Here is a 25,547-nt window from a genome sequence, read left to right as displayed (position 1 = left end):
ACTCTCGCGCTCAGGACGAAAGGTTTTCTTCGGCTTGGCGGAGTTCTACCCGTCCACCGCGAATCCGTGCGCAAGACAGGTTGCGATACAGGTAGCCCCCCGCATCCATACTCAGCTGCCCGGTGGCGCCTGGGAACGCTTCCGTGCCCATAGACCGCAGGAGATTGAGGTAGGGCAGCACGCGGTAGGCATCCATGCCGAGCGCAAACAGCCGGCTGCCGATACCGCCGAGGTCGGCGAAGGTGGCTTCAGCCTCCGCAGCGCTGGGGGTAAACCGATCGGGATCCAGCAGAAAGGGAGCGTCGCAGAAGGTGATCCCATCGAGGTCGCGGTTGCGGTTGCGGTCGCGCGTGCCGTCAAACACGTGCGACGTGGCGTAGACCGGGATATCGCCGGCATTAAAAAACGCGAGCTGTGGCTTGATCAGGCGGGCGGGGGCTGCCCGGGCGGCGAGAAACACGGCATCCAGGTCGTGCCGGGGAAACGCCTCGAAACCCACCGAAAAACGGAACGCCCGCGCGAGCTGACGGCGTCGGAGCTCGGCGCTGGTTGTGCCCAGCAGCGCCGAGACCTGCGCCCCAAAGTCCTGGGCCAGGGGTTGGAACTGCTGCACCTCAAGCACCACGCCCCCGAGTCGGTCAAAGTGTTCGACGAAGGCGTTGCTGACTCGCTGGCCCCAGGCGTCTGATGCGGTCATCACCGCCACCCGGAGCAGGCCGTCGTTGATCATATGCCGTGCGATGGAGCGGGCCTCCTCTTCGGGCAGCAGGCCAAATTGCAGGTTGCCCGGCGCTGGGGGCGCCGCCGACCCCTGGTGGTTAAGAGCGAGTACCGGCGTGCTGCCGTCAGCCTCCAGCAGCACCGCGGTCACCGCGTCGCGCTCCAGCGGCCCGATGATCTGGTCGGCGCCATCGGTGATCGCGCGCCGATACATGCTGACCGCCGTTTCCGGATCCGACCCGGTGTCATAGAACTGAATCTGCGCCCGGCGCCGGCTGTCGTCGAAATAGGCGCTCAGCAAACCGTCACGAACGGCCCGGGCCGCCGCCGGAAAACGCCCGCTGAACGGCAGCAGCACGGCGACCCGGTCTGGCGTGGCCGACTGCACCGGTGCGCCGCCGAGAAGGTCGTCCAGCGTATCGCCGGCGCCTGGGTGGCGGGGGAAGCGAAGACGCCAGGCGGCCAGCGTTTCGGCGAGATCGGCCTGTGAGGACGGTACCGAACCCGGGGGAACGTCGCGGCGCGCGTCCGCACCGGCAAACAGGCTGTTCTTGATATCCGCCACCAGCGCGAGCCATCCGTACATCTCGTCTTCGGGCTGATGCTGGCTCAGCAGGTCCAGCGCCCGGCGGGCTGACAACGGCGTAAGCGTCCGCAGGATCTCCGCCCGGTTGGCCAAGGCGGTCTGCGGATCGAGCGGCCACTGCCCGAAGGTGATCAGCTCCTGGGCCGCACGATAGGGCTGCCCATTCTGCGCCAGTGCGCGGCCCCGCAGCCGATGAACCTGCGGCTGGTACGGCGCCGGCCAGCCTTCGGGCCGGCCCAGCATAGCGAGGCGAACGCCGATGGATGACGGGTTGATTTCACCGGCGAGGAGCAACAGCAGATTGACAAACCGGCGATCGGTTGGAGAAAGCCGCTGAGGGTCGAGCTGCTGCAGTAGATCCACCGCGAGATTTTCGTCACCCAGCAGCCAGGCGCTGTCAGCGGCTCGCAGCCGCCAGCGGTCCGCCTGTTCCGGCGAACGCTGCGCCAGCGTCAGAAAGTCCTCTAGCGCAAGATCGTACTGTCCGAGATCGTAGGCCTGCTGTGCGCTGCTTGCCGGATCACGCGAGACTCGGGTGGGTCCACCGCCCGTCGCGCAGGCGGCGAGCAACATCGTCGCGAGCAGCATGGCTGTTCCGGTGACAAAGGCCTGCGGCGAGCGGCGTGCTCGGTTGGGATTCACATTTGGGGTCATAAAACCGTTCTCGGGCAGCACCGCGCGAGGCCGACGGGTCGGCGTGAAGGCCCGGCCCGTGCAACGTCGTGGCGTCCTGCAGCAAAAGCAGTAAAGTGGACCGCAGTTTAGCGCAGGCGAGGCCATCATGGCTGGGCAATTGATCGTGGCGGCGACGCCGATAGGAAACCTTTCGGATGTCAGCGAACGGCTCGCCAACGCCCTCCAGGCGGCGGATCTCGTTCTGGCGGAAGACACCCGGGTGAGCTCGCGCCTGCTGGCGGCGCTCGGCGTCACGGCAAAACTTAAAAGTCTTCACGAGCACAATGAGGCGAAGCTGCAGGAGCAGATTCGTGGCTGGCTGGCCGACGGGGATCAGCTCGTGATGATCAGCGATGCCGGCACCCCGCTGATTTCCGACCCGGGTTACCGGACGGTCCGCGCCGTTCGAGGCTGGGGCTATCCCGTCATACCGATCCCTGGGCCTAGCGCGCTGACTGCCGCCCTCAGCGTGGCCGGCCTGGCTACCGATCGTTTCACCTTCCACGGCTTTCTCTCCAGCAAACCCAAAGAGCGGCGCCGCCAGCTCGAGGCGCTCGGTCGGCGGCCGGAAACTCAGGTGCTGTTTGAAGCGAGCCACCGCATCAGCGCCTGCCTGGGTGACGCGCTCGCCGTGCTGGGCGCGCACCGCGAGGCCTTTCTGGCCCGCGAGATGACCAAAAAATTTGAACAATACCGCTTCGGAAATCTGGCGACGCTGGTGGAGCAGGTGGAAGACGGCACCATCCCCGCCCGAGGAGAGTTTGTCCTGGTGTTGGCCGGTGCTGCCGATGCTGAGGCTGACCTCGAGGAGGCCAGCAAGGTGGTGGCCTGCCTGCTGGACGAGCTGCCGGCCAGCCAGGCGGCGCGGCTGGCCGCCCGCCTGACCGGCGTTGACCGTAAGCGCTGCTACGCCCTGGCCATGGCGAGCGCCAGGGAAAACCGGTAAGGTTCGCCCGAGCCTGTCAGGCAGTCGCTCGCTTTAAGCGGGAGGAAAGTCCGGGCTCCACAGGGCAGGGTGCCAGGTAACGCCTGGGGGGCGCGAGCCTACGGAAAGTGCCACAGAAAAGATACCGCCCGGGCAACCGGGTAAGGGTGAAATGGTGCGGTAAGAGCGCACCGCGCTGCTGGCAACAGGAGCGGCAGGGTAAACCCCACCTGGAGCAAGACCAAATAGGGAGGCGATAGCGTTGCCCGCGCTGCTTCCGGGTTGGTCGCTTGAGGCGTCCGGTGACGGCCGTCCCAGATGAATGACTGTCCGCGACAGAACCCGGCTTATCGACAGGTCTCATTTCTAATCCGCCGTTGAAAAAGCTGCTGCTGGCTTTTTCAACGGCGCGGTTTTTCCCGGCGGCCGGGCCCGTGAGCTTTCCTTGCGGCAGTCCTCTCGACTGACCGAGTCAGCAGACACGGTGATCGCCCCGGAGCGCTTCGTCGGCAGGTTTGATGGTCACCCCCTCTGATTCCGCTTAGCCCATGGTTCTCGCGGGGCGCTGAATCGCGCTTCCTGGTCTGCAAGACCTTATGTTTGCCCCGCACCGGGGGACGATTGTTCAGTTTTTGAACAACGCGCCACGATTGTTTACACAAATCTGTGAACACGGCCTCGGTTTGGCTTTTGCTGCCTTGACACGCCTAGGGCAGGGGCATATCGTGCCCTTTAGTGGTGATAAGTAGTAAATAAGTGGCAAAAAGACGTGTTTTTTGGAGAAGTATCAGTCAACCTCGACGCGAAGGGGCGAATCGCCATCCCCACGCGATTCCGAGAGCAGATTGCCACCGAGTGCGGCAATCAGCTGGTGCTGACCTACAACGCTCACGACAACAACTCTCTGTGGCTTTACCCCATGGAGGTCTGGGCCACCGTGCGTGACCAGGTCATGGCGTTAAACGCGTTCGATGAACGTCATCGACTGCTGCAGCGGCGGCTGGTGGGAAGTGCCGCGCCGCTGGAGCCTGATGCGAGCAGTCGGCTGCTGCTCCCGGTAACGCTGCGAGAAGTGGCGGGGCTCGAAAAGAAGGTGACGTTCATGGGAATGGGGCGGAAATTCGAAATCTGGAATGAAGAGGTGCTGAACCGGCGTCGTTTCGACGCACCCGAGCAGGCGCCGACCGAGGAGATGCTCCAGATCGAAGTCTAGGGTTGACCCACCGCTTGCCTGTGCCACGAAAGGGCGCCCCTCGGGGTGCTAAGAACCCCCAGAGAGGGGAACAGTGCGGCTAGGAAAAACAATAAGAAGAAAGCCCATTGCATCACCTCCAGCGGTGCAGGCGGGCTTTTTTTTGATATGGAAAACACCGGACAGCTTCGCGAAGTTCAGCGTCACGCGCCTCTCGCCCGTGGTTACGGGCCGGTTCGCCTGCGCGCAGGGCGGTGGCGCTTGAACGCCGGAGTGGTGACGCCACCCGACGCAGCGCACGTCCCGGTGCTGCTGAAGCACGCCGTGGACTCGCTCTTGACCGACCCCTCGGGCGTCTATCTTGACGGTACGTTTGGACGCGGTGGCCACAGCCGGGAGATCCTTCGACGGCTGGGGCCTGCCGGGCGGCTGCTGGCGCTGGACCGAGATCCGGACGCCATCCTCAGCGGCGCCGCGTTGTCGGACTCCGATAGCCGGCTGACCCTGCGTCGAGCCGCCTTCGCTGACTTGGCCAGCCAGTCTCTCGACTTCCAACCGCTCAACGGCATCCTGCTCGACCTGGGCGTGTCGTCACCGCAGCTCGATGAGGCGGAGCGCGGTTTCAGTTTCCGGCTGGATGGCCCGCTCGACATGCGCATGGATCCGGACAGCGGCGTCAGCGCGGCCCAGTGGCTTGCCGACCGCAGCGAGGCGGAGATCGCTGACGCGCTGAAGCGATGGGGGGAAGAGCGTTTTGCCCGCCGGATCGCCCGAGCCATCAAGAAACGCCCTGCGCCACTGACCCGCACCGGGGAGCTCGCTGAACTGGTGCAGGGTTGTGTCCCGCGCGCTGAGCCGGGCAAACACCCGGCGACCCGAACCTTTCAGGCGATCCGCATCGCCGTCAACGCGGAACTCGAGCAGCTTGAACGGGCGCTTGCCGCGAGCGTCGCTTCGCTGGCTCCCGGCGGTCGGCTGGTGGTGATCAGCTTTCATTCGCTGGAGGACCGGCTGGTCAAGCGATTCATCCGACGCCACGGGGCGGCCCCCGGCAACCGGCGCCTCCCGCCGGGTGCTAGCGGACCGGGTCCGCTGCTCGAGGCGTGCGGCAAGCCGCAGCGTGCTGACGAGAACGAATGCCTCGCCAACCCGCGGGCCCGCAGCGCGATCATGCGTGTTGCGGTCCGCACCGAGCAGGCGGCAGCAACATGAGGCGGGCGTTGCTGCTCTTGCTGGTGGTGGTCAGCGCTCTGGCGGTCGTTTGGACCCGGCACAGCAGCCGCAGCCACTTTGCCCAGCTGCAGGAGCTGCAGCAGCGCAGCGACGAGCTGAGCGTGGAGTGGGGCAGGCTGCAGATTGAGCAGGCGACCTGGGCTGAGGGTCACAGGGTGGAGGTGAAGGCCACCGGCGAACTTGGCCTGGTCAAGAAACGTCCCGAAGACGTTGTGGTGATTGTGCCATGAACCGCCGCAGCTCCGAGCGTATCGAGGTTCTGCCGAGCCGCTTCTACGTGCTGCTGCTCGGCATGGGTCTGTGTGCCGTAGCGCTCCTGGCCCGGGCGATCGACCTGCAGGTACTGCGGCAGGAGTTTTATCAGAACGAAGGGGACGCGCGTCACGTGAGGCAGGTGGAGATCGCCGCTAGCCGGGGCATGATCCTGGACCGCAACGGGGAGCCCCTGGCCATCTCCACGCCGGTTCAGTCGATCTGGACCAAGCCGCGGGAGCTGCTGGAAACGCCGAACGGTGTTGCGCGCCTGGCGTCGGTGCTGGGCCTGGAAGAGGAGGCGCTCAACCGCCGCCTGACTCAGCGTATCGAGAAGTCTTTTGTCTACGTTAAGCGCCGCGTTGCCCCGGCGCTGGCCGAGGCTGTTGCCGAACTCGAGCTGCCCGGCGTTCAGATGGAGCGCGAATATCAGCGCTTCTACCCCGCCGGTGAGGTAGCCGCGCACGTGCTGGGTTTTACCGATATCGACGACCAGGGACAGGAGGGGTTGGAGCTGAGCTTCGATGACTGGCTGCGCGGCTCGCCGGGGTCCAAGCGGGTGATCAAAGACCGCCTGGGCAAGACGATCGAAAACGTTGAGCTCATCAAGTCGGCAACGCCTGGCCGTAATCTCAACACAACGCTCGACCGGCGGCTGCAGTACCTGGCCTACCGATCGCTGAAGACGGCCGTTATGGAGTTTGGTGCTCGCTCAGGTTCGGCGGTGGTGTTGGAGGTGGCGACGGGTGAGGTACTGGCGATGGTCAACCAGCCGTCCTACAACCCGAACCAGCGCTCCGGCCGCTATGAGCATATGCGCAACCGGGCGATCACCGACTTCTTTGAGCCCGGGTCCGTGATCAAGCCGTTTTCCGTCGCGGCGGTTCTCGAGAGTGGTCAGTATGCGCCGGACAGCGAGGTGGAAACCGCGCCTGGCTATCAGCAGCTTGGGGCCTATACGGTTCGCGATGCAATCAATTATGGAACGCTCGACCTGACCGGCGTCATCACCAAGTCGAGCAACGTGGGCATCAGCCGCCTGGCGCTGTCGCTGAACGCCCGCCACCTGTGGGATGTCTACCAGCGCTTCGGGTTTGGCCAGATTACCGGGTCGGGATTTCCCGGTGAGTCGCCCGGTATGCTGCCTGAGCATACCCGCTGGCGCGAGGTGGAAAAGGCGGCTGTGTCCTACGGCTACGGCCTGTCGACCACGCCGCTGCAGCTGGCTCAGGCTTACGCGGCGATCGCCAACAACGGCCGGATTCGTGCGCCGAGCTTCGTCAAAGGCTCGGTCAATCCGGATCGTGCGGTTGTCGATCCCAAGATCGCTCTCGAGCTCAGCAACATGATGGAGACCGTCACCCGCGACGGCGGTACCGGAACCCGGGCGGCGGTGCCTCACTACCGCGTGGCGGGAAAGACCGGCACATCGCGAAAGGCCTCGGCGAAAGGCTACAACGACCGCTATGTCGCGACGTTTGCCGGCTTCGCGCCGGCCAGCGCACCCCAGATTGTCGTGGTGGTTTCGATCAACGACCCGTCGAGCGAGGAATACTATGGTGGGCAGATTGCTGCGCCAACCTTCCGCGCGGTGATGGAGGGTGCGCTGCGCCTGCTGGATATTCCGCCGGACGATCTGCTGCCGATTCCGCCGACCAACCAGACGCTCAGTGCCGCCGAGCTGGCGGCGCCCGCGCCATGACCCGCAAGCTCGTCAGCGAACTGATCGCCAGCGCGCCGCCCGTATTGGTCAGCGGCGTGACCGTGGACTCGCGGCAGGTCGAGCGAGGGGACCTGTTTGTGGCCCTGGCGGGCGCGACGACGCACGGACTTGAATATGTCCAGCAGGCGATCGAGCGCGGCTGCGCGGCGGTGCTCTGGGAGTTCACCGAAGGGCAGCGCGCGCCGACGCTGGCGGTGCCTCATCTGGGCGTCGAGGGCCTGAGTGACCGCCTGAGCGAGCTGGCCGGAATCTTCTATGACCATCCGTCTCGGGTGCTGACCGTCATCGGCGTTACCGGAACCAACGGAAAATCGTCATGCGTTGAGTTTATTGCTCAGGCGCTGAGCCGCCGCGGCCTGCGTGCGGGAACCGTGGGCACGCTCGGCAGCGGCGTGGTGGGCGAGGAGCGTCGGCCGCTCGGGCTGACGACGCCCGATGCGGCCACCGTGCAGCGAGAGCTGGCGCGGTTGCGGGATGCGGGCTGTACCCATGTCGCGATGGAGGTCTCTTCGCACGCGCTTGATCAGGGTCGCGCCAAAGCGTTGAGGATCGCCGTTGCGCTGGTGACCAACATCAGCCGAGATCATCTCGATTATCACGGCAGCATGGCTCGCTACATCGCCGCCAAAGCCCGGCTGCTGTCAGATTTCTGCCCGATCTTTGCCGTTCTGAACGTCGACGATGACGCATTTGGGGCGATGACCGAAAGTTTATGTGGTGACACCCGCCTGATGACGTTCGGCCGGGGTCGGGCCGATATCCAGGCTCAGGAAATTCGCTTCGACGCTGACGGCAGCGGATTCCTGCTGCGCGCCGGCGGCAGGAGCCGGCCCGTCAAGACGCGCGTGCTGGGTGACTTCAACATCTCCAACCTGCTTGCGGTTTCTGCCGTGCTGCTGGCGCTGGACGGGACCCTGCCGCTGACCGAACTGGCCGAGCTTCTGGGATCGCTCACACCCCCTGCAGGACGGATGGAGCTCATCAGTGAAGCCGGGCAGCCGACTGTGGTCATCGACTATGCCCATACCCCGGACGCTCTGGCCCAGGCCCTCGCGGCCCTGCGTAGCCATTGCGGAGGCCAGCTTTACTGCGTGTTTGGCTGCGGCGGCGATCGCGATCCCGGCAAGCGCCCCATGATGGGCGCGGCGGCGGAGGGCGGCGCGGATCACGTGATCGTCACCAGCGACAACCCGCGCAGCGAGCCGGCCGAGCGCATCATCGAACAGGTTCTGGCCGGGATGCGGGACGCGGGCCAGGTATTGAGCATCAGCGACCGTCGGGAGGCCATCGCCACCGCGGTTCGCGCCGCTGCCCCCCAAGACACGATCCTGGTGGCCGGCAAGGGTCACGAAGACTATCAGGAAATCGACGGCCGACGCCTGCCCTTCGATGATCGCGCGGTGGCTCGCGAGCTGCTGGAGCGCTGCGCATGATTCACGGCCAGCTCGAGGGGATCGCTACCGCCATCGGTGCTGAGCTTCGCGGCGGACCCGGGGAATTCCGCGGGGTCAAAATCGACACCCGTTTACTGTCGGAGGGTGCGCTGTTTGTTGCGCTGCCCGGTACACGCGTTGACGGCCACGACTATCTCGAGCAGGCGGCCGCGGCGGGTGCTAGCGCTGCGCTCGTGCAGCGCTTTGTTGAATGTGAGCTGCCGCAGCTGCGGTGTGTCAGCAGCGAGCGGGGCCTCGCAACGCTGGCTGCCCATTGGCGCAAAGGCTTTGCGATGCCGCTGGTGGGCATCACGGGGAGCAACGGCAAGACCACCGTCAAAACCATGCTGGCGCAGATCCTCCAGGTCAGCCATCGCGTGTTGGTCACCCAGGGCAACCTGAATAACGAGCTGGGCGTGCCCCTGACGTTATGTGGTCTGGACTCAAGTCACGATTTTGCGGTGGTCGAGATGGGCGCGGGCAAGCCGGGTGATATCGCCTACCTCGGCGAGCTGGCCAGGCCTGATGTATCGCTGCTCACCAACGCCGGCCCCGCCCATCTGGAAGGCATGGGCGATCTGGCGGGCGTGGCCCGGACGAAAGGTGAAATCGTTGAAGCGCTGGGTCCGGCGGGGGTTGCCATCCTCAATGCCGACGATCCTTTCTTCGATTTCTGGTGCGGGCTGGCGGGTAGCCGGCGGGTGGTCAGCTTCGGCCTGGAGCAGCCGGCTGACGTCACCGCCAGCTGGCGCAGCGTCAGCAGCGGCATGCAGGTGAACCTGGCGACGTCGCCGGGCGAAATCAACGTGACCCTTCGCAGTCGCGGCGGCCACAACGCGGCCAACGCGGCGGCCGCGACAGCCGCGGCGCTGGCGCTGGGTATCAGCCTGGAGGACATCGCGGCCGGGCTGGAGGCTTTTGAGCCGGTCGACGGGCGGCTGAAGTTTCGCGCCATGCCGGGTGGCTGGCAGCTCCTGCAGGACAGCTACAACGCCAACCCTGCGTCCATGAGCGCAGGGCTGAAGGTCCTCGCGGCTCAGCCGGGGCAACGTTGGCTGATTATGGGTGACATGCGGGAGCTGGGTGCCGAGGCTGAAGCGCTGCACTTCCAGGTGGGCAGCGAAGCCCGTCGGCTCGGCATCACGCGGCTGTTTGCGCTGGGCCCCCTCAGCCGCCACTCGGTGGCCGGCTTCGATTCAGGGTCCGCCCGACATTTTGCTTCGCTCGACGATCTGGCGGCTGCGCTGGGGGATGCGTTAACCGACGCGTCTACCGCCGCCTCGACGGCTGACGACAGCGTGGTCTGTCTGCTGAAAGGTTCTCGCGGCATGCGGATGGAGCGGGTGGTTGACGCCCTCGCTGAACGGGGGCTGGGCTGACATGTTGCTGTGGCTGGCGGGCGCATTGGAGGCACTGGACACCGGGTTTAGCGTGTTCCAGTACCTAACCTTCCGCACGATTCTCAGCGCCCTCACGGCGCTTGCCGTGTCCCTGCTGGTGGGCCCTTGGATGATCCGTCGCCTGTCGTTCTACCAGATCGGCCAGCCGATCCGGGAAGACGGCCCGGCGACCCACCTGACCAAGGCCGGCACCCCCACCATGGGCGGTGCGCTGATCCTGGTGGCCGTGCTCGCCTCAACCCTGCTATGGGCCGATCTGGACAATCGTTACGTGTGGCTGACGCTGGCCGTTACCGCAGCCTTTGGCGCGATCGGCTGGCTGGACGACTATCGTAAGCTGGTCCTTAAGGACTCCGCGGGCCTCGCGGCGCGCTGGAAATATTTGCTGCAGTCGATCTGCGGGATTGTCGCGGCGGTATACCTTTTCCAAACCGCGGACCTGCCGGCGGCCACGGAGCTGATCGTGCCGTTTTTCAAGGATGTGGCGATTCCCCTGGGCGCCGCATTTGTTGTGATGACCTACTTCATGATTGTGGGTTTCAGCAACGCGGTAAACCTGACTGACGGACTCGACGGCCTGGCCATTATGCCAACCGTGCTGGTGGCTTCCGCTCTTGGGGTTTTTGCCTACGTGTCTGGGCACTCGGTCTTTTCCACCTACCTGGCAATCCCATACATCCCGGGATCGGGCGAACTGTCGATCTTCTGCGGAGCGCTGGCGGGGGCCGGGCTGGGATTCCTGTGGTTCAACACCTATCCGGCCCAGGTTTTTATGGGCGACATCGGAGCGCTGGCCATGGGCGCGGCGCTCGCGGTGATTGCGGTGATCGTTCGCCAGGAGCTGGCGTTTATGATCATGGGCGGCATTTTTGTCATGGAAACCGCCTCGGTCATACTCCAGGTGGCGTCCTTTAAGCTCACCGGCAAGCGGATCTTCCGCATGGCGCCGATTCACCACCACTTCGAGCTGAAGGGCTGGCCCGAGCCCCGGGTCATCGTGCGTTTCTGGATCATTTCCGTGATCCTCGTGCTGGTGGGCCTCGCCACCCTGAAGGTGCGCTGATGGCCCAGGCTAAACGCAAAGGCACCACCGCCCAGCCGCTCATCATCGACAGCTGGCTGCTGTGGTCGGCGGTCGCTCTAGCATCGCTGGGCGTGGTGATGATCGCTTCAGCCTCCCTGGCGATCGCGGAGAACGCGGGCCTGCACCCGCTCTATTACGTTTTTAAACACCTGATCGCGCTCACGCTCGGTTCCCTGATGGGGCTCGTCTGCCTCAAGCTGCCGCTCAGCAACCTGGAAAAGGCCAGCCCGCTGTTCATGCTGCTGAGCTTTCCGCTGCTCATGCTGGTGTTTGTGCCCGGCTTCGGCGTGACGGTGAACGGTGCCACTCGCTGGGTGCGCACGGGCATCCTGAATTTTCAGGTTGTTGAGGCCGTCAAGATCATGCTGGCGGTGTACCTTGCGGGCTACGCGGTGCGCCACGCTGAAGCGATTCGAAGCCGCTTTGCCGGCAGCTTCAAGCCGCTGGTGGTGGCGTGCCTGCTGGCGGGTTTGCTGCTGGCGCAGCCCGATTTCGGCGGTGCGGTACTGGTGCTTGGCATGTCAGCCGCGGTGATCTGGCAGGCGGGCGCCAGGCTGCGGGATCTAGCGGCGCTGGCGCTGCTGACCCTGCCACCGGGGATCTGGCTCGCCTTCGCCACGCCCTATCGGTTGGAGCGGCTGCGCAGCTTCATGGATCCGTGGGCCGATCCGTTCAGCGGGGGCTTTCAGCTCACGCAGGCTCTGATTGCGGTCGGGCGGGGCGAGTGGCTCGGCGTTGGGCTGGGCGGCAGCGTGCAGAAACTGTTTTACCTGCCGGAAGCCTATACCGACTTCATCCTCGCGGTGCTGGCCGAAGAGCTTGGGCTCGTGGGTGTTGCGGGTGTGATGCTGCTGTTCGGCCTGCTGGTCGGCCGCGGTCTCGTGATTGCGATGCAGGCACTCCACCAGCATCAGTACTTTGCCGGCTACCTCGCCTATGCCCTGAGCTTCTTGCTCGGCCTGCAGGCGATGGTGAGCATCGGTGTGAATCTTGGCGTGTTGCCCACCAAGGGCCTCACGCTGCCGTTGATCAGTTCCGGCGGCAGCAGCGCCATGATGTCGTGCGTAATGATCGCGCTGCTGCTGAGGGTGGCGCACGAGGTGCAGGCGGTCGCGGCGACGCCACAGACGCGCTCGCCCCAGCGTCGAGCAGCCAAAGGTCGGTCACCACGGACCCGAGGCTCTGACCGTCCCGCCGGGCGCAAAGGACGGAGGGCAGGCGCATGACCGCCCCGCTGAACAGCCCGGTGTTGATCATGGCCGGCGGTACCGGTGGGCATATATTCCCCGGTCTGGCGGTCGCCGGGAAGTTGCGCCAGCGCGACGTGGACGTGCTGTGGCTGGGCTCCAGCCATGGCATGGAGAACGGTCTGGTGCCCCGCTTCGGCTATCCCATCGAGCAAATCGACATCACCGGACTGCGTGGCCGGGGCGCGCTGGCGCTGCTGCTGCTCCCGTTTCGGCTCGGCCGTGCGGTCCTGCAGGCCATTCGCATTCTGCGTCGCTACCAGCCGCGCAGCGTGCTGAGCATGGGCGGCTTTGCCGCAGGGCCCGGCGGGCTGGCGGCCTGGCTGACCCGCCGACCGCTGGTGGTTCACGAACAGAACAGTATCCCGGGTCTGACCAACCGAGTGCTGGCGAAGCTGGCGCGCCGGGTGCTGAGCGGCTTTCCGTCGGCCTTCCCCCGTTACGGGCTACACGTCGGAAATCCAGTCCGAGACGAGATCGCCGCTGCCCCGACTCCGCGAGAGCGTGAGACCGGTAAACACCAGCCGTCGCGGCTGCTGGTGCTGGGCGGCAGTCAGGGGGCGGTGGCGCTTAATACGCTGCTGCCCCAGGCCATCGCCGGTCTGGCGCTGAACCCGGCTCCGGAGATCCGGCATCAGTGTGGCGCCGGCCGTGAGGAGGCCACCGCGCAGGCCTACGAGCAGGCACAGATTTCCGCCACTGTGCTCCCCTTTGTCGACGACATGGCCGAAGCCTACGCCTGGGCTGACCTGGTGGTTTGCCGCGCGGGTGCGCTGACGATCGCTGAGGTTTCGGCGATGGGGCTGGCGTCTCTGCTGGTGCCTTTCCCGCACGCGGTGGACGACCACCAGACCCACAACGCCGGCTATCTGGTGAGTGAAGGAGCCGCCCGCCTTTGCCCCGAGGCCGCGCTGACGCCGGAGGACCTGAGCGCACACTTGGCAGAGCTGCTGTCCGCCCCGGACCTGCTGACCGAGATGGCGGAGCGGGCGAGGGGACTCGCACAGCCTGACGCCGCCGAGGCGGTGGCGTCAGCCTGTCTGGAGGTGGCCCAATGACCACCCTGAACCGCGTTGGCGTGGATCCGAAGCGGCGTTTTCGCCAGATGCATTTTGTGGGCATCGGCGGCACGGGCATGAGCGGGATTGCCGAAGTGATGCTGAATCTCGGGCACGAGATCTCCGGCTCCGACGCGCAGACAACCCCCGTGACCGAGCGCCTGGCGAGCCTCGGGGCGCGGATTCACGTCGGCCACCACGCTGATCATCTGGGTGATGCCAAGGTGGTGGTCAGCTCCAGCGCCATCGCCCGCAGCAATCCCGAGCTAAAAGCCGCCCGCGAGCGGCGTATTCCCATCGTACCGCGAGCGGAGATGCTGGGGGAGCTGATGCGGTTCCGTGACGGGATTGCGGTGGCCGGAACCCATGGCAAGACCACCACCACGTCGCTGGTCGCCGCCATCATGGCTGAAGCGGAGATGGACCCCACCTTCGTCATCGGCGGATTGCTCAATTCGCTTGGCAGCAACGCCCGGCTGGGCACCGGCCAGTTTCTGGTGGCTGAGGCTGACGAAAGTGACGGGTCGTTTCTGCTCCTGCAGCCGACGATTGCGGTGGTCACCAATATCGACAACGACCATCTGTCTACCTACCGAAACGACTTTGCTCGGCTGGAACGGGCCTTCGATGAGTTTCTGCACCACCTGCCGTTCTACGGGCTGGCGGTCCTGTGTGTCGACGACACCAGCACGGCGAGGCTCGCCCGCCGGATCTCTCGGACGGTAGTCAAATATGGCCTGTCGGAAGATGCGGACATTCGGGCCCTGAACGTCACGCAGAGCGGCGCCACCATGGCCTTTGAGGTACAGCTGCCAAACCGAGACGAGCTGCTGCCGGTCAAGCTGAACCTCCCCGGCGTCCACAACGTTCGGAACGCCCTGGCGGCCATCGCCATCGGCTGGGAGCTGGGCATTGAGGACGGTGCCATACAGCGCGCGTTGACGGCCTTTGGCGGTATTGGGCGACGCTTCAACGTCCATGGCGAAATGCCGGTCGGTGAGGTCACCGCGCTGTTTGTCGATGACTACGGTCATCATCCAACCGAACTCGAGGCGACGCTCGATGCGGCCCGCGCAGGCTGGCCAACACGCCGTTTGGTGGCGGTCTTCCAGCCTCATCGCTATACCCGGACTCGCGATCTGCTGGATGATTTTGCCCGAGTGCTTTCGCAGGTCGATCTGCTCATCCTGGCGGACGTCTACCCGGCCGGCGAGGAGCCGATACCGGGTGCCGACAGCCGCGCCCTGGCTCGGGCGATCCGGGCTCGCGGCCAGGTGGACCCGGTCCTGGTGGAGCATCCGCGCGACTGCCGACAGCTGCTGCCCTCGTTAACCGCACAGGATGACCTGGTGCTGCTGCTGGGAGCCGGAGACATCGGCGCGGCTGCAGCGGACATCTATCGGCACGGTTTTGGAGCGCAAAGCTGATGCGGATCGAAAAGGCAGCAGACTTTGGCCGGGTCGCCCTGGTGATCGGCGGCAGCGGTTCGGAGCGAGAGGTTTCGCTGGACGGTGGCCGGGACGTCCTCAATGCGCTGCTCAAGCGAGAGGTCAACGCGGTGGCGGTCGACGGTATCGCCAGCCTGCTGAGCCTGATTCACGAAGGCCAGGTGGATCGGGTGTTCAATCTGTTGCACGGCAGCGGTGGCGAAGACGGCGCGCTGCAGGGTGCGCTGACCTGCCTGGGAGTGCCGGTGACCGGCAGCAGTCTTCTCGGTGCCGCGGTCACCATGGACAAGGTGCGCAGCAAAGCGCTCTGGGACCAGGCTGGCCTGCAAACGATCCCCGGGGTTGAGCTTGCGCCGGGCCAGGACCCATTGCCGATCGCAAACGAGCTGGGCTTCCCGCTGGTAGTCAAGCCGGTGAACGAGGGGTCCAGCGTCGGCGTTAGCGTGGTTGATGGGCCAGGGGGGCTGAGCCAGGCCGTGGGCGAAGCGTCCGGCTTTGATCGTCGGGTGATGCTCGAGCGGTTTATTGCCGGTTCCGAGCTGACCGTCGGCCTCCTGAAGGGCAGGGCGCTTCCGGCCATCGAGATCATCCCCGCGACCGGGTTTTACGACTACGAGGCTAAATACCTCGTGGAGGACACACGCTATCTCTGTCCCTGCTCGCTCGACGAAGACGAGGAGCGGCAGCTTCGGGCGACGGCGCTGGCGGCCTATGCCGCGGCGGGTGCCGGCGGCTGGGGTCGCGTCGATTTCCTGCGTGACGGCGCTGGGGTGACCTACCTGCTTGAGGCGAATACGACGCCCGGTATGACCAGCCACAGTCTGGTGCCCAAGGCCGCTGCTGCTGCTGGCCTGCCGTTTGAGGACCTGGTCTGGGAGATTTTGGAAACCAGCTTCGATGAGGTGCCGCTATGAAGTCGCTGCTAAGAACCTCCGAAATGCTCGGCCTGGTGTGTGTGCTGCTGGTGAGCCTGCTCGCGGCCCTCGGCGCACTCGGTGCGCGCAGCATGCTCGCATCCCAGCATCTGCCCATCCGGTGGGTGGAGGCCTCGGGTCCGTTTGAGCGGGTTCCGGCCGAGCAGCTCCGCGCGACCGCAGCTTCGCTGGTGGAAGGTGGTTTTTTTGCGGTGGACCTCGATCAGGTCCGAACCTCGATCGAGGCCCTGCCCTGGATTCGCAGCGCGGGCGTACGCAAGCGCTGGCCCGATACGATCAGCATCCGTGTGCTGGAACATGAGCCGCTGGCCCATTGGGGCGAACGGCAGCTCGTCAGCCTGGCGGGAGAGGTGTTCAGCGTCGATGGGGCGAGTCAGATCGGTGGCATGGTACGGCTGACCGGACCGGACGGAACAGCCCCGCAGGTGGTGCGCTTTCTGTCGGTATTGCAGGAAAATCTCAGCGCCACTGGCCAGGACGTCATGAGCCTGAGTCTCAGCGACCGCGGAGCGTGGACCGCTACCCTCACGAGCGGTCTGGAAATCCAGTTTGGGTCCAGCGACATCGAAGCGCGTCTCAACCGGCTGGTGATCGCCCTGCGACGCCTGCCGGAGGCCGATCGGCGCCAGCTGCTCAGCCTCGATTTGCGGTATCCGAACGGCCTGGCGGCGCGCTGGGCGCAGGACTCCACGCTGACGCAGATCGGTGACTCGTCCGCCAGCCCGGCGGGGAACAATTGATGGGCGCGAAGTCCGACAAGTCTTTGGTGGTGGGGCTCGACATCGGCACGTCCAAGATTGTCGCCATCGTTGGCGAGGTGGCGCCCGACGGCGAGGTGGAGGTTGTGGGTCTTGGCAGCCACGAGTCGCGCGGCCTGAAGCGGGGTGTGGTCGTGGATATCGAATCCACCGTTCAGTCGATTCAGCGCGCGGTTGAGGAAGCGGAGCTGATGGCGGGCTGTGAGATCCGCTCTGTCTTCGCCGGCATATCCGGCAGCCATATTGCGAGCCTCAACTCCCACGGCATTGTGGCGATCCGAGATCAGGAGGTGACCGAGGGTGACGTGGAGCGGGTCCTCGATGCGGCCCGGGCCGTGGCGGTACCGGCGGATCAGCGGATTATCCACGTGCTGCCCCAGGACTACATCATCGACGGGCAGGAGGGGATCCGACACCCCGTCAGCATGTCGGGGGTTCGGCTTGAGGCGCGCGTGCACGTAGTGACCGGCTCGGCCACAGCGGCCCAGAACATCAGCAAATGTGTGGCCCGCTGCGGCCTGCAGGTGGACGACCTCATTCTGCAGCAGCTCGCGTCCAGCTACGCCGTGCTCACGGACGATGAGCTCGACCTGGGTACCTGCCTGGTCGACATCGGCGCAGGCACCACCGACATGGCGATTTTCACTCAGGGTGCGATTCGCCACACCGCCGTGCTTCCGGTGGCCGGTGATCAGGTAACCAACGACATTGCGGTTGCCCTTCGCACGCCCACCCAGCACGCAGAGGACATCAAGATTCGCTACGCCTGTGCGCTGCGCCAGCTCGCCAGCGCGGAGGAGACGATCCAGGTCCCGAGCGTTGGCGATCGTCCGTCCCGCCGGCTGGCGCGTCAGACGTTGGCGGAGGTTGTGGAGCCCCGCTATGAGGAGCTCTTCAGCCTCGTCAACAACGAAATCAAACGCAGCGGTTTTGCCGAGATGATTCCCGCCGGCGTGGTGCTGACCGGCGGGGCGTCAAAGATGGAAGGGGTCGCGGACCTGGCCGAAGAGGTGTTCCACATGCCGGTGCGAATCGGCGCGCCGCAATACGTCACCGGCTTGTCCGATGTGGTCAGCAATCAGATTCATGCCACCGGCGTGGGGCTGCTGCTCTACGGAGCGCGCAGCGATCATGTGCCCACCGGCGGCTACGGCACGGGCTCCGGCGATTCACCGTGGGAGAGAGTTAAAAGCTGGTTTCGGGGGGAGTTCTGATGCGCTTCCCGGACCGGCATCACAACGTTTTGTATAGCCAGCAGTAGTACTTGAGGAGAGAAGCCATGTTTGAACTGATGGAAAGTTATAACCAAAGCGCGATCATCAAGGTCGTCGGCGTGGGTGGTGGCGGCGGCAACGCCGTGCGGCAGATGGTGGAAGCGGACATCGAAGGCGTTGACTTCATTGTCGGCAATACCGATTCCCAGGCGCTGAAGAGCTGCAACGTGCAGACCGCCCTGCAGCTGGGCGCCAACGTGACCAAAGGTCTGGGCGCCGGCGCCAATCCGGAGATCGGCCGGCAGTCAGCTTTGGAAGACCGAGAGCGCATCACCGAGGTGCTCGATGGCGCCGACATGGTGTTCATCACCGCCGGCATGGGGGGTGGCACCGGCACCGGTGCGGCTCCGGTGGTCGCGCAGCTCGCGAAGGAGATGGGTATTCTGACCGTTGCGGTGGTCACCAAACCCTTCCCGTTTGAAGGTCGGCGCCGCATGAGCGTGGCCTGTCAGGGCATCGACGAGCTGGCGCGCCACGTCGACTCGCTGATCACCATCCCCAATGAGAAGCTGCTGACCGTGCTCGGCGGCGATGTGTCCCTGCTCAACGCCTTCAAGGCGGCCAATGACGTGCTGCTGGGCGCGGTTCAAGGCATTGCTGAACTGATCACCCGCCCGGGTCTGATCAACGTCGATTTCGCCGACGTGCGGACGGTGATGTCCGAGATGGGAATGGCCATGATGGGCACCGGTTCGGCCAAAGGTGACGACCGCGCGATTGTCGCGGCCGAGGCGGCGATCGGCAGCCCGCTGCTCGAAGACGTCAATCTCTCTGGTGCTTGCGGCATCCTCGTCAACGTCACGGCGGGTCTGGATCTGACCATGAGTGAGTTTGAAGAGGTCGGCCGTACGGTTAGCGAATTTGCTTCCGACGACGCAACGGTGGTTGTCGGGACCGTGATCGACCCCAGTCTGCAGGACGAGCTCCGGGTAACGGTTGTCGCTACAGGACTTAGCCGCGATGCGGCGACGCAGGAGCAGCCGGTTCAGCTGGTCCGCAACGCGACCACCGGCGGCGTCGAGTACACCGCAACGGAGGCTGAGACGCCGACGGCGCCTCCTGTCGCCAGCGAACCTGCGCCGGCGGAGCCAGCGACAGGCGGCGAGAGCCAGCTGGATTATCTGGATATCCCGGCGTTCTTGCGACGGCAGGCGGATTAGGGTTGGTTCGTTTTTCCAACCACCCAAAGGCTTAAGTCGCATCAGGCTGGCAGGACGCTGGTTCAGTCGCCAGTCAGCCGCGCTGCTTCACGATTGTGCCCTGACCGTGGGCGGGTTTTGCTGGCTTCTCACCCGCCCGCGGTCATTTTTTAGGCAAAGAAGTGACAAGTGTTGTGAATATGCAACAAGTGTTGTTTTTAACCCAAAACAGTGGTTTCATAAGCGCGAGGCGTGTGTTAGTATCGCCGCCGTTCAATGAAACGCCTGTATGAACGCCTCAAATCCCTGGGGGGGCAATCCTAATAATGATAAGACAGCGCACGCTTAAGAACGTCATCAGAGCGACGGGTGTGGGAATCCACACCGGCCGCAAAGTTTACCTGACCCTGCGCCCGGCGCCGGTTGATTCCGGCATCGTGTTTCGTCGCGTCGACGTCAATCCCATCGCGGAAATCCCGGCACATCCAAAAAATGTCGGCGATACCAGCATGTCCACCTCGTTGGGCAATGGCGAACATCGGATCTCGACCGTTGAACACCTGCTGTCGGCCATGGCCGGCCTCGGGATCGACAATGCGTTTGTTGACCTGAGCGCGCCGGAAGTGCCGATTATGGACGGCAGCGCCGGCCCGTTTGTGTTTCTGATTCAGTCGGCCGGTATCGAGGAGCAAAGCGCTCCGAAGCGCTTCATCCGCATCAAGAAAAAGGTTGAAGTGCGATCCGAGGACAAGGTGGCCTGTTTCGAGCCGTACAGTGGCTTCAAGGTGCGTTTTTCCATCGATTTTGATCATCCGGTGTTCCGCAACCACTCACACCAGGCTGAGATCGACTTCTCCACCACCTCGTTTGTGAAAGAAGTGGCCCGCGCTCGCACCTTCGGTTTTATGCGTGATATCGAAATGCTGCGGGAGCGCAACCTGGTGCTCGGCGGCAGCATGGACAACGCCGTGGTGCTCGACGACTATCGAATTCTGAACGAAGACGGGTTGCGCTATGAAGATGAGTTCGTCAAACATAAGATTCTTGACGCCATCGGCGATCTCTACCTGCTTGGTCACAGCCTGATCGGCTCTTTCTACGGCCATAAGTCTGGCCACGCGCTCAACAACACGCTGCTGCGCACGTTGCTTGACCAGAAAGACGCCTGGGAAGAGGTCACGTTTGACGACGAGGGCACCGCGCCGATTTCCTACGCACACCCTGCGCAGGCCTTTTGATTCTGGGGTCATAATTCTGGGGTCAGAGTAAAGGGACAGAGTAAATCCCAGCAGAAAGCTGTCAGGCCACTGCAAACAGTGGCGATTTACTCTGTCCCTTTACTCTGACCCCGTTTCACTGTCCGACGGCTGTCGGCGCGCGATCCGCTGCATGATCGCCGCCAGTTCGGGATCGTCCACGTGCTGCGAAGCCTGCTCAAGGTGGTCGGTAACCCTGCCGATAAGCTTTCTTTGCGTGCGCTGAGCGGCGGTTTTTGCGTGCGGCCAGCGGACCCGCACCACAAGCTTGCGGGCCGGCGTTTTGCAACGCTGACGGGCTGCATGTAGTATCTGCGGGCTTGCGTGCCGGACTTTTGCCGCCCAGAGCGGTGAGTCGGCATGGATAAACAGCGTGGAATCCCGGTAATTCGCCAAGTCGCAGTGCGGCCTGATGCTGGGCGGCAGATACGGCCACAGCGCGTTTTTTAACATGGCAATACCCCGAGCGTGCTCTTGCAGCGCGGCCAGCGGACTGCTGTCTGAGAACAGGCGTTTCAGCCTGGTCGGAGAGGCATCGCGCCGGCGGGGTCCATTAGAACGAAAAGCAGCCATATGAACATCATAGTCTTTCGCGGCGACGGCACAACGCCGAGCAGGTACCGGTTGGGAAAGCGGGAAGTCCGGCGCTTTGTGGCCATGGTCGCCGCTGGACTGACGCTGCTTGTGACCGCTGCAGTTTACGGAGGGCGTCATTTCAGCGCGGCTGACCAACAGGCGCTGGCCCAGCTGGAGCAGTGGCAAGAGGAGCTCGAGCAAGGTCGAGCCGAGCTTGAGGCGATGCGTCAGCGCCATGATGATCACATCGATGCACTCGCGCTGAAGCTGGGCGAGCTGCAGGCCCGCAGCGTGCGAATGGAGTCTCTCGGCGCGCGGCTGACCCAGGCTGGCAAGCTGACCGACGGCGAGTTCAATTTCCTGTCCACGCCACCGGTGGGCGGGCCGGAGCAGGCGCCGCTGCTGGCTGATATCGGGGCGGTCGATCTGGCTCGGGAAATCCACCAATTTGAAGCGCGCTTCGACGCGCAGTCTCGGCAACTCAAGATCCTTGAGAGCTTGATTGCGGGTCGAGAGCTCGACGCGACGCTGATGCCGTCGGGGAAGCCCATTGCCGGCGGGTGGCAATCTTCCCGCTATGGCAAACGCGTGGACCCTTTTACCGGCGAGATAGCGATGCATGCCGGCGTTGATTTTGCCGGGCCGCTGGACGCCGAAATCCTGGCGGTGGCCGATGGCGTGGTCACCTGGTCTGGCACCCGACCGCAGTACGGGAACACGGTGGAGGTTGACCATGGCAACGGCTACGTCACGCGTTACGCCCACAATGCGGAAAACCGGGTAGAGATCGGTCAGCTGGTCAAGGCGGGGGACGTCCTGGGGATCATGGGCTCGACGGGTCGCGCTACCGGGTCTCACGTCCATTTTGAAGTCCTTCTCGACGGACGCCGGATCAATCCTGCCGAGGTCATCGCGGGCATCCGCTAATCACTGATCCGGTCCGTGGCAAAATAGTCGTTCTGACGGTCCTTCGCTGCGGAAACCCCAGCGTGGGCTTGATTGTAAGCACGCTGAACCTTATTTCCTGAGCTTCAGGAGAGGCCCTTCTACATGCTGAACAAACTCACCACTCAGATCTTTGGCAGCCGCAATGATCGGCTGATCAAAAAGCTCTCCCGCTTGGTCAGCGCGATCAATGACGCGGAGCCGGCGCTGCAGGCGCTCGACGACGAAGCGCTGAAGGCCCGTACCGCCGAGTTCCGCCAGCGCTTAGCTGACGGTGAGACGCTCGACAAGCTCCTACCTGAGGCGTTTGCCACCGTTCGCGAAGCCGCGGTGCGAACCCTGGGCCTCCGACACTACGACGTCCAGATGATCGGCGGCATGGTGCTGAACGACGGCAAGATTGCCGAGATGCGCACTGGTGAAGGGAAGACGCTTGTGGCGACGCTGCCCGCGTACCTTAACGCCTTGACCGGAAACGGCGTGCATGTGGTGACGGTGAACGACTATCTGGCGCGCCGTGACGCCGACTGGATGCGACCCGTATTCGAGGCGCTGGACATGACCGTTGGCGTGTCGGTGCCGGGCATGGCACCGGCGGCCAAACGCGCGGCCTACGCCTGCGACATCACTTACGGCACGAACAACGAATTTGGCTTTGACTACCTGCGAGACAACATGGCGTTTTCGCAGGACGACCGGGTCCAGCGTGGGCAGCATTTTGCCATCGTGGACGAGGTGGATTCGATCCTCATTGACGAGGCGCGAACGCCGCTCATCATTTCCGGGCCGACCGAAGATTCGCCGCAGCTCTATGTTCAGGTGAATCGGCTGGTACCGCAGCTGTCCCGGCAGGTCGAAGACGACGGTGAGGGCGACTACAGCGTCGACGAAAAGACCAAACAGATTTATCTCACCGAAAGCGGCATGGAGCACGTTGAGGCAATCTGCCTGAAAAACGGGCTGCTTTCGGAGGGTGACTCCCTCTACGATCCCCAGCATCTCGCGCTGGTCCATCACCTGAACGCGGCGATCCGCGCGCATTCCCTCTACCAGAAGGACGTTGACTACATCGTTCGCGAGGGGGAAGTGGTGATCGTCGACGAATTTACCGGTCGCACGCTGTCGGGTCGTCGCTGGTCGGACGGCTTGCACCAGGCGGTGGAGGCCAAAGAGGGGGTGCCGATTCAGCGCGACAACCAGACGCTGGCGTCGATCACGTTCCAGAATTATTTTCGGCTTTACGAAAAGCTTTCTGGAATGACCGGTACCGCTGATACCGAGGCCTACGAGTTTCAGCAGATCTACGGTCTTGAGGTGATTGTCGTCCCGACCCACAAACCGATGGTTCGTGATGATCGTGGCGATCTTGTATTCCTGAATCCGGAGGGCAAGTTCCGCGCCATTATGGAAGATGTCGCCGATTGCCAGGAGCGGGGGCAGCCTGTGCTGGTGGGGACGACCTCCATCGAAACCTCCGAGTATCTGTCCACGCTGCTCAAACAAAACAACATCTCGCACGAAGTCCTCAACGCCAAGCAGCATGAGCGCGAGGCGCAGATCGTGGCGCAGGCCGGTCGCCCGGGTGCCGTGACCATCGCTACCAACATGGCCGGACGGGGCACTGATATTGTCCTCGGCGGCAACCTCGGCGCGGAGCGTGAGGCGCTGGGTGAGGACGTCCCTGAGAGTCAGCTCGAGAACCTTGAGCAGGACTGGCAGCAGCGCCACGAAGAGGTCCTGAACGCTGGTGGTCTCCACATCATTGGCACCGAGCGACACGAATCGCGGCGTATCGACAATCAGCTGCGCGGCCGATCCGGCCGGCAGGGAGATCCGGGCTCAAGCCGGTTTTACCTGTCTCTGCAGGATAACCTGATGCGGATCTTCGCCTCAGACCGGGTGACTGCGCTCATGCAGCGTTTCGGCATGACCGAAGATGAGGCGATCGAACACAAGTGGGTCACCCGGGCGATTGAAAATGCCCAGCGTAAGGTGGAAGCCCACAACTTTGATACGCGAAAGCACCTGCTCGACTTCGACGACGTGGCCAACGATCAGCGAAAGGTGATCTACGAGCAGCGCAATGATCTGATGGACGCTGAGGAGATCGAAGCGGCTATCGCTGACATCAAACACGACGTTTTCTCCGAAGAGTTCCATCAGTTCGTTCCCCCTGGGAGTGTCGACGAACAATGGGATATCGCCGGGCTGGAAAAAGCGCTGGCTGGCGAATTTGGCGTCGAGCTGCCGATCGCCCAGTGGCTGGAGGAGGACGATTCGCTGGACGAGGCCGGGCTGAAGGATAAGGTTGAGAAAGGCATGAACGCCTACTTCGCCGAAAAAGAGCAGCAAACCGGCGAGCAGGTGATGCGGAATTTCGAGAAGGCGGTGATGCTCCACGTGCTGGACCAGCTTTGGAAAGACCATCTGGCGAACATGGACTATCTGCGCCAGGGCATCCATCTGCGTGGTTATGCGCAGAAGCAGCCTAAGCAGGAGTACAAGCGAGAGTCATTCCAGCTTTTCGCTGAGCTCCTCGAGCGGATCAAGCGCGAGGTGGTCAAGATCCTCGCCCGCGTGAAGATCCAGGCGCCGGAAGACGTTGAGGCGATGGACGAGCAGCGCCGAAGTCAGGCGCCTAGGGAATACCAGCATGCCGAGGCCCAGGCGGCAACCGCCAGCGCCGCACCCGCCGGCGCGGCCGGCGCGCCCCCGGCACAAGCGCCGCGTCAGGCGGCTCCCGCTCCAGTGCAACAGGTGGTTCGAGAAGGCCAGAAAGTGGGGCGAAACGACCCGTGCCCCTGCGGTTCTGGGAAAAAGTATAAGCAGTGCCACGGACGGATTGGCTAACCGCGGCTTAGGGCCTCAACCTCAGTCCTGTTCCCGGATCAACGCCTGGGCCTGGCTGACCCACTCATCCCGGGCAATCCGATCCTTAAAGCCGCGGAGCTTGCGTGTGACCGTCACGATGTCTTCGTCCGTCATGCTGGCCAACTGGCGAAACTGAAAAATCCCCATGCTGTTCAGCGTTGTCGCGAGCACCTGGCCAATGCCTTTGATCCGAGTGAGGTCGTCGAGCTGGCTGGGTGGGCGATCGTAGAAGAGCGGCACGGCGCCGGATGACGGCGGAGCGGGCGCCGGTGTTGCCTCCACGGTAGCCGCAGGTGCTGCTGGCGACGGCGCCGAGTAGGCTTTGCGTCGAGCCTCGGTTTCCAGCTGATTGACCTTTTGCTGAAACGTCGACAGCAGATTGCGGCTGTCTTCGATCTCCTGGCGAAGCTGCGCAAGCTGCCGATTTTTGCTTTCAACCGCCTGTTCCAGCTCTGTAGCGTGACCCGAATCCGGCGGCTCGACAACGGTGGGTTCGGCAGATTTTTCCTGCGCCAGCTCGCTGTAGTCCTCCCGCAGCTGGGTGAGCGCCTGCTCGCGCGCCTTGAGCTGGCTTTCGAGCTGCGAAATTTTTGCCGACTGGTCAGCCTGTTCCGACGTCTGCTGCCGGGTGTCGCGGGCGGCGGCGATCAGGGCCGATTGTTGATCCGTCAGCTCCTGGGCCCGGCCCTTTAGGCGATCGCGCTCCTCAGCAAGGGTCGCGTTTTCGGTTTCCAGCTGGGTTGCTCGCTGAAGCACCGTCTCCAGCTCCAGCTTCGCCGACTCAAGCTCGCTGCCCTGAACCGTATTTTTGAGCAGC

21 protein-coding genes and 1 other RNA gene are annotated in these 25,547 nt (G+C 64.0%); 19 read left to right on the top strand and 3 right to left on the bottom strand.

Features of this window, described 5'->3' with window-relative positions; genetic code table 11:
* Positions 1–10 precede the first annotated feature (10 nt).
* The gene (locus AAF358_15495) at positions 11–1,960 is read right to left on the bottom strand and encodes a penicillin-binding protein activator (protein ID MEM7706959.1); all 1,950 of its coding nucleotides are present in this window, start codon (positions 1,958–1,960) and stop codon (positions 11–13) included.
* A gap of 127 nt (positions 1,961–2,087) precedes the next feature.
* Between AAF358_15495 and rsmI the strand changes: the two genes are divergently transcribed.
* The 17 genes from rsmI (at position 2,088) to lpxC (ending at position 20,320) form a co-directional block, all read left to right on the top strand.
* On the top strand, positions 2,088–2,927 hold the full coding sequence (gene rsmI / locus AAF358_15490; GenBank protein ID MEM7706958.1) for a 16S rRNA (cytidine(1402)-2'-O)-methyltransferase: 840 nt from the start codon (positions 2,088–2,090) through the stop codon (positions 2,925–2,927).
* Between the two features lie 8 nt (positions 2,928–2,935).
* Positions 2,936–3,273, top strand: an RNA gene (gene rnpB, locus AAF358_15485) — RNase P RNA component class A.
* 402 nt (positions 3,274–3,675) lie between these two features.
* Positions 3,676–4,119, top strand: coding sequence for a division/cell wall cluster transcriptional repressor MraZ (mraZ, locus tag AAF358_15480; GenBank protein ID MEM7706957.1), 444 nt, complete (start codon positions 3,676–3,678; stop codon positions 4,117–4,119).
* 147 nt (positions 4,120–4,266) lie between these two features.
* On the top strand, positions 4,267–5,310 hold the full coding sequence (gene rsmH, locus AAF358_15475; protein ID MEM7706956.1) for a 16S rRNA (cytosine(1402)-N(4))-methyltransferase RsmH: 1,044 nt from the start codon (positions 4,267–4,269) through the stop codon (positions 5,308–5,310).
* Positions 5,307–5,561 (top strand): cell division protein FtsL, encoded by a 255-nt coding sequence (gene ftsL, locus AAF358_15470; protein MEM7706955.1) that lies wholly within the window; start codon positions 5,307–5,309, stop codon positions 5,559–5,561. The genes rsmH and ftsL overlap by 4 nt, the downstream gene beginning before the upstream one ends.
* Positions 5,558–7,285, top strand: coding sequence for a penicillin-binding protein 2 (locus AAF358_15465; protein MEM7706954.1), 1,728 nt, complete (start codon positions 5,558–5,560; stop codon positions 7,283–7,285). Before ftsL ends, AAF358_15465 begins: the two co-directional genes overlap by 4 nt.
* Positions 7,282–8,739, top strand: coding sequence for a UDP-N-acetylmuramoyl-L-alanyl-D-glutamate--2,6-diaminopimelate ligase (locus tag AAF358_15460; GenBank protein MEM7706953.1), 1,458 nt, complete (start codon positions 7,282–7,284; stop codon positions 8,737–8,739). Before AAF358_15465 ends, AAF358_15460 begins: the two co-directional genes overlap by 4 nt.
* Complete coding sequence (murF, locus tag AAF358_15455) at positions 8,736–10,118, top strand: UDP-N-acetylmuramoyl-tripeptide--D-alanyl-D-alanine ligase (protein MEM7706952.1); 1,383 nt, start codon at positions 8,736–8,738, stop codon at positions 10,116–10,118. Before AAF358_15460 ends, murF begins: the two co-directional genes overlap by 4 nt.
* A 1-nt stretch (position 10,119) precedes the next feature.
* Positions 10,120–11,202, top strand: coding sequence for a phospho-N-acetylmuramoyl-pentapeptide-transferase (gene mraY / locus AAF358_15450; GenBank protein MEM7706951.1), 1,083 nt, complete (start codon positions 10,120–10,122; stop codon positions 11,200–11,202).
* Complete coding sequence (ftsW, locus tag AAF358_15445; GenBank protein ID MEM7706950.1) at positions 11,202–12,449, top strand: putative lipid II flippase FtsW; 1,248 nt, start codon at positions 11,202–11,204, stop codon at positions 12,447–12,449. The genes mraY and ftsW overlap by 1 nt, the downstream gene beginning before the upstream one ends.
* The gene (gene murG / locus AAF358_15440; GenBank protein MEM7706949.1) at positions 12,446–13,528 is read left to right on the top strand and encodes an undecaprenyldiphospho-muramoylpentapeptide beta-N-acetylglucosaminyltransferase; all 1,083 of its coding nucleotides are present in this window, start codon (positions 12,446–12,448) and stop codon (positions 13,526–13,528) included. Before ftsW ends, murG begins: the two co-directional genes overlap by 4 nt.
* Complete coding sequence (gene murC / locus AAF358_15435) at positions 13,525–14,955, top strand: UDP-N-acetylmuramate--L-alanine ligase (protein MEM7706948.1); 1,431 nt, start codon at positions 13,525–13,527, stop codon at positions 14,953–14,955. Before murG ends, murC begins: the two co-directional genes overlap by 4 nt.
* Positions 14,955–15,890, top strand: a complete 936-nt coding sequence (locus AAF358_15430; protein ID MEM7706947.1) for a D-alanine--D-alanine ligase — start codon at positions 14,955–14,957, stop codon at positions 15,888–15,890. The genes murC and AAF358_15430 overlap by 1 nt, the downstream gene beginning before the upstream one ends.
* On the top strand, positions 15,887–16,651 hold the full coding sequence (locus tag AAF358_15425; GenBank protein ID MEM7706946.1) for a cell division protein FtsQ/DivIB: 765 nt from the start codon (positions 15,887–15,889) through the stop codon (positions 16,649–16,651). Before AAF358_15430 ends, AAF358_15425 begins: the two co-directional genes overlap by 4 nt.
* On the top strand, positions 16,651–17,883 hold the full coding sequence (ftsA, locus tag AAF358_15420) for a cell division protein FtsA (protein MEM7706945.1): 1,233 nt from the start codon (positions 16,651–16,653) through the stop codon (positions 17,881–17,883). Before AAF358_15425 ends, ftsA begins: the two co-directional genes overlap by 1 nt.
* A gap of 65 nt (positions 17,884–17,948) precedes the next feature.
* Positions 17,949–19,103: a cell division protein FtsZ gene (gene ftsZ / locus AAF358_15415; protein MEM7706944.1), complete on the top strand. Its 1,155-nt coding sequence runs from the start codon at positions 17,949–17,951 to the stop codon at positions 19,101–19,103.
* Between the two features lie 305 nt (positions 19,104–19,408).
* A complete protein-coding gene (gene lpxC / locus AAF358_15410; protein MEM7706943.1) occupies positions 19,409–20,320 on the top strand; it encodes a UDP-3-O-acyl-N-acetylglucosamine deacetylase in 912 nt (303 codons plus the stop codon).
* A 99-nt stretch (positions 20,321–20,419) separates the two neighbouring features.
* On the opposite strand, the gene AAF358_15405 is transcribed toward lpxC, so the two are convergent.
* On the bottom strand, positions 20,420–20,911 hold the full coding sequence (locus AAF358_15405; GenBank protein MEM7706942.1) for a DUF721 domain-containing protein: 492 nt from the start codon (positions 20,909–20,911) through the stop codon (positions 20,420–20,422).
* Between AAF358_15405 and AAF358_15400 the strand changes: the two genes are divergently transcribed.
* Both AAF358_15400 and secA read left to right on the top strand, forming a co-directional pair.
* A complete protein-coding gene (locus tag AAF358_15400; protein ID MEM7706941.1) occupies positions 20,912–21,841 on the top strand; it encodes a M23 family metallopeptidase in 930 nt (309 codons plus the stop codon). It begins immediately after the preceding gene.
* 123 nt (positions 21,842–21,964) lie between these two features.
* Positions 21,965–24,709 (top strand): preprotein translocase subunit SecA, encoded by a 2,745-nt coding sequence (gene secA / locus AAF358_15395; GenBank protein MEM7706940.1) that lies wholly within the window; start codon positions 21,965–21,967, stop codon positions 24,707–24,709.
* A gap of 21 nt (positions 24,710–24,730) precedes the next feature.
* On the opposite strand, the gene AAF358_15390 is transcribed toward secA, so the two are convergent.
* Positions 24,731–25,547 (bottom strand): hypothetical protein (locus AAF358_15390; protein ID MEM7706939.1); only part of this gene is annotated, 817 nt, incomplete at its 5' end.

Source organism: Pseudomonadota bacterium (genome assembly GCA_039033415.1).
Classification (GTDB): Bacteria; Pseudomonadota; Gammaproteobacteria; order Xanthomonadales; family SZUA-38; genus JANQOZ01.
Note: the sequence above shows the minus strand (reverse complement) of the source record. Positions and strands in the feature narration are given on the sequence as shown.